Source organism: Solidesulfovibrio sp. (assembly GCF_029978005.1).
In the GTDB taxonomy this organism is placed as follows: domain Bacteria; phylum Desulfobacterota; class Desulfovibrionia; order Desulfovibrionales; family Desulfovibrionaceae; genus Solidesulfovibrio.
This window is the reverse complement of record NZ_JARKOZ010000152.1, coordinates 1-4095: the sequence shown is the minus strand read 5'-3', so window position 1 is coordinate 4095 and position 4095 is coordinate 1. Positions and strand designations below refer to the sequence as shown.

The 4095-nt window shown below is 68.3% G+C and carries 5 protein-coding genes; 3 read left to right on the top strand and 2 right to left on the bottom strand.

Features of this window, described 5'->3' with window-relative positions; all coding sequences use genetic code 11:
- Both Q1K70_RS17205 and Q1K70_RS17200 read right to left on the bottom strand, forming a co-directional pair.
- Positions 1 to 768, bottom strand: a 768-nt coding sequence (locus tag Q1K70_RS17205) for a formyltransferase family protein (RefSeq protein ID WP_300162151.1), incomplete at its 3' end; no start/stop codon positions are given.
- Positions 769 to 876: 108 nt separating this feature from the next.
- Positions 877 to 1626 carry a LysM domain-containing protein gene (locus tag Q1K70_RS17200; RefSeq protein ID WP_300162148.1) on the bottom strand — a complete coding sequence of 250 codons (750 nt, stop codon included), beginning with the start codon at positions 1624 to 1626 and terminating at the stop codon, positions 877 to 879.
- 488 nt (positions 1627 to 2114) lie between these two features.
- On the opposite strand from Q1K70_RS17200, the gene Q1K70_RS17195 reads away from it, so the two are divergent.
- The 3 genes from Q1K70_RS17195 (at position 2115) to Q1K70_RS17185 (ending at position 3717) form a co-directional block, all read left to right on the top strand.
- Entirely contained in the window at positions 2115 to 2885 is a 771-nt protein-coding gene (locus Q1K70_RS17195; protein WP_300162145.1) for a hypothetical protein, read from the top strand.
- Positions 2882 to 3391, top strand: coding sequence for a hypothetical protein (locus Q1K70_RS17190; RefSeq protein WP_300162142.1), 510 nt, complete (start codon positions 2882 to 2884; stop codon positions 3389 to 3391). Before Q1K70_RS17195 ends, Q1K70_RS17190 begins: the two co-directional genes overlap by 4 nt.
- 146 nt (positions 3392 to 3537) lie before the next feature.
- Positions 3538 to 3717, top strand: coding sequence for a Flp family type IVb pilin (locus Q1K70_RS17185; protein ID WP_300162139.1), 180 nt, complete (start codon positions 3538 to 3540; stop codon positions 3715 to 3717).
- Positions 3718 to 4095 lie beyond the last annotated feature (378 nt).

Here is a 4095-nt window from a genome sequence, read left to right as displayed (position 1 = left end):
GTCCACCACCAGCTTGACCTCCTGGCGGACATGGGCGGCGTTGGAGTCCCGGACCCAGCCGAGGACGCGGTCGGGCTGGGGCGGATCGAGATGGCCGATGACGCCGCCCGGGGCCTCCAGCACGAAGCGCATGCCGTGCAGGAGCACCGAGAATTCCACCGGCCCGGGAGGCCCGAAGCTCATGAGGCGGTGCAGCAGCTCGTCTCGACCGACGTCGGCCTGCATCAGGCACATCTTGTTGTAGTCGTCCACGGTCCGCCGCGTGCCGCCCCAGGCCAGCCGGGCCTCGGCCGCGACGGGCGCGGGCCGCGTGAGCGCCGGGGCGACGCGGATGAGCAGCAGCGACAGGGCCTGCCTGGCGATGGCGGCGTAGCCGGACCGGTCCTTGGCCGCGGTCACGGGCAGGACTTCCGCCGCGATGATCGCGCCGGCGTCGACCCGGGGGGACATGGCGTGGAACGTCGCGCCGAAGCGCTTGGCCCGCTCGTAGCAGGCCCAGGCCTCGGGGGCCGTGCCCGGATAGTCCGGCGAACCGGGATGGAAGTTGTAGGCTCCCAGGGAAAAGGCGTCGAGGCAGTCGGCCGGCACGATGACGTGGGAAAGGTAGGAGACGAGGCGCGACTGCGGCCCCAGGCGGGTGATGGCCTCGCGCAGGCCGGGAAGGTCGATCACGTGGTGGATGGCGACGCCCATGCCGTGCGCGCCAAGGACCTGGCGCAGGGAAAGGGCGTCCTCGTTGGGGGACAGCAGCACGATGTCGAAGGCCATGTCGTTCCTCCACGCCGGACGAGAAATCGTCAGGACGGGTATTGCACAAGCATGCAGCTAGGTGAGACGGCCTGCCCGGTCAAGGCGCGTCGCCGCGAGGGACGGCCGTCAGCGTTTGACTTTCTCGAATGTGACTTGCCCGGTGCCGCCGCCGGAATACCGCAATGTCGTCACATGGCCTTCGGCGTCGAACACGAGGTCGATGGTGTGGACGTACCCCGTGGCGTCCGCGCCGTCGTAGATGGCGTAAAGCAGACGCCGCAAGGCGATGTCCTGGTTGTTCTTGGCCAGGAGGAGGCCGTCGGGTCCCGGGGACAGGCGCAGGGTGCCCAGAGTTGGATGCCTGTAGAGGCCTGCCGCCTGGTGTTCGATGTCCCCGGCCCGGTTCGGGCGCGCCGCCTCGGGGACCGGCACGATTTCGACATCGTTCCCCGGCGACGCGGCGGCTGGGGCCATGGCCATCGGCTGGGCGCGCGGGGCGGCCTCTTCTTGGGGCGTTTTGACGGGCTGGGCCGGAGCCGGCTGCGGTTGGGGCGGTTGGGCTTGGGGCGTCGGGGCAGTCTGCTCCCGGGGGGGCTGGGCGGCGGGAGGCCGCGGCGAGGTCACGGGCAGGCGCAGCACGTGGCCGGCGGTCAGGCGATCCGGATGGGACAGGTCGTTGGCGCGCATCAATGCGTCGGCCGGGACGCCGAACCTGCGGGAGATGCGCGAAAGCGTGTCGCCGCTCTGGACCGTGTAGCTGTCGCTCGCCTCCTTGGAAGGGGCGATGCCGTTGGAGACGTTTTGCGCCCACGAGGAAGCGGCGAGGGCTGTTACGGCCCCGAGAAGCAGGGCGTAATACGCGCGTCGGCTCGGCATGGCTGGGAATCCGGACGGAGGTTGCGGATGTCGCAATGCCCCATGCTTGCGACATTTTTTCAAACCATAGAAAAAAGCGCCTGTCGTGACAATGTGAAAACGCCCTCCCGCACGTCGCCGGCCCGGGCCGGCGAGGCGGTAAGCGGCGTGATGGGGCTTGCCTTCCGGCCGGTTAACCCTTACCTGAAGACGTGGCTGGGATGTCGTTAGATTGGCGCCCCGGCGGAGTGAAGACGCCGTCTGGATCGGATTGCCCTGGCGTCCCGGTTGGCCTCGGCCCCGGGGCGTCCCTTCATTTCAGGGCAGCGCGGCGCGTCCCGGACACCCTCCGTCGGAGGCGGCCGGGCGGCCGCACGCGCCCGTTCCCATCCCTGTCTTCCCCGAAACCCCGTCCCCGCCGCTTCCGGCGTCCCCCGTCGTCGGCCGGATGCGAAAGCCCGATCCGGATGCGGCGGCCCGCGCGTGCGGCAAGGTAGAAGAGATCCTTTATGGAGAACCCGCAAGGCAATGAAGCAACCGAAGCCAAGGGCGGCGCGGCCACCCTGGCCGGCTTCGGCATGTCCCTTTCCGACAAGGAAAAAAAGAACCTTCTGACCTTCCTGTCCATCGGGGTCATCCTGGTGGAATTCGCCGTCACCATCGCCGCCGTCTGCTACGGCATCATCAACTCCCAAAAACTCCCCGACGGCTCCATCCAGTTCCGCTTCCCCTGGATCCCCTACGGCGTGGCGCTCATCCTCGCCCCCGTGGCCATCATGCTCGTGGTCAACATCATCGGCATGGGATTCACCCGCTTCTTCAAGGGCGACCCGGCCATGGACGAGGAGAACCTGCGCTACATGCCCGAACGGCTGCGTCGGCTCATAAGCCTCTCGCGCGGCCTGCCCACCGTCATCCTGCTCGGCGGCATGATCCTGCTCGGCGTGGCGCTCTACTACCTCGACGCCGTCATCCAGATGCTCCTGCGCATCGGCGACCACGTGGAAGTCATCGCCCCCTGGGTCATGCTCGGGCTCGTCGCCGCCTGGTGCCTCAGCTACCTCGTGCGCATGTGGTTCCTCTACAAGACCCGGCGCATGCAGGAGGAATACGCCTTCCGCCGGGAGGTGCTCGAACGTACCGGCATCGTCATCGTGGACGGCAGCAAGCACATCGCCGCCGACGGCCGCGTCATCGGCGAGCAGCCGTGCCTCCCCGGCCGCGTCATCGACGTGCTGCCGCCCGGCGACTCCGACGCGGACAAGGACAGCACCCGATGACCGCCGCCTCCCCCTCGTCCGAAACCCTGCGCGAAACGGCCCGCCAGGCGCTGCTGCGCCGCGTGGCCCGCACCGACGACGCCGGCCGGGCCGAAGCCCTGACCGCCTTCATCGGCCTGTCCCGGCCCGACCTCGGCCCCGAAGCGGCACGGGTCATCGCCGAAAAAACCCCGCGCCTGCTGCCCAAGCTCACGGAAAAATGGGTCGGCATGTTCGTGGACCGGCTCTTCGAAACCGTGCCCCTCGACCAGATCGCCCTGCTTTGCGACGGCAGCGAGGAAAACGAGGCCGCTCTGGCCCTGGCCTACGTCATGTTCCTCGAATCCGAACGCATGGAGAAGCAGATGGCCGAAGACCTGGCCGCCTGCGACCTGCCGCCGGGCGAGGACGGCAGCGACCTGGCCGCCGACGTCCTGCGCCGCCTGGCCAAGGCCGAGGAAAAACGCCGCCAGGCCGGCCGCGACAAGGCCGAAGCCTACAAACGCTCCAGACGCGATCTCAACTGATCCCCCTTTACACCGGGGCGCACCGGAAGTATGCAGGAAGTACCCCCTTCGCCGGGCGACGAGCCGTCGTCCGGTCTTTCCCGTTTCCCAAAGCTCCGAATGCCCGGCCGGCGGCGAACAACGCCAACCCCCGGAAAAGGTGCGCCATGCCATACCGCCGACTGCTCCGCTTCCTCGTCGATGAAACCGGAGCCACCGCCGCCGAATACGCCATCATGGCCAGCCTCATCGCCGGCGTGGCCGTGGCCGTCGTTACCCAGCTCGGCCTGTCCGTCAACGACCTGTTCCAACGTACCCAGGACGTCTTCCCGAGCGGCGGCAGCTGAGCGGCGTGGGGAGGGAGACGAATCGGGGCTTTGCCCCGAACCCCACTGGGGGGAGTCACTCCCCCCAGGCCCCCCGATCGGCGTAGGTGGGCGGGGTTGGCTGCGGTCACCGGTGCGGTTGCCGTTGGCAGACCGAAGATGGGGGCGGAATTTTCCCTGCCGCTGCCGCCGCTTCGCGGCAGGCTCGGCAGGAAAAATTCCGCCCCCAGGCCGTCGCCCCTGCGGGGCGAGTTCTTAGAATTTTTGCTTTGAAAGCCTCTTAAAGGCACTGAAGAAATCTTTTCTTAAAATGCGGCGCTTCGCCGCTGGCGCCCGTGGTCTCGGAAATGGGCCGGGCGGTGCTGGCCGGCTTTGCGGCCTGCGTCGCCCGGCCCATTT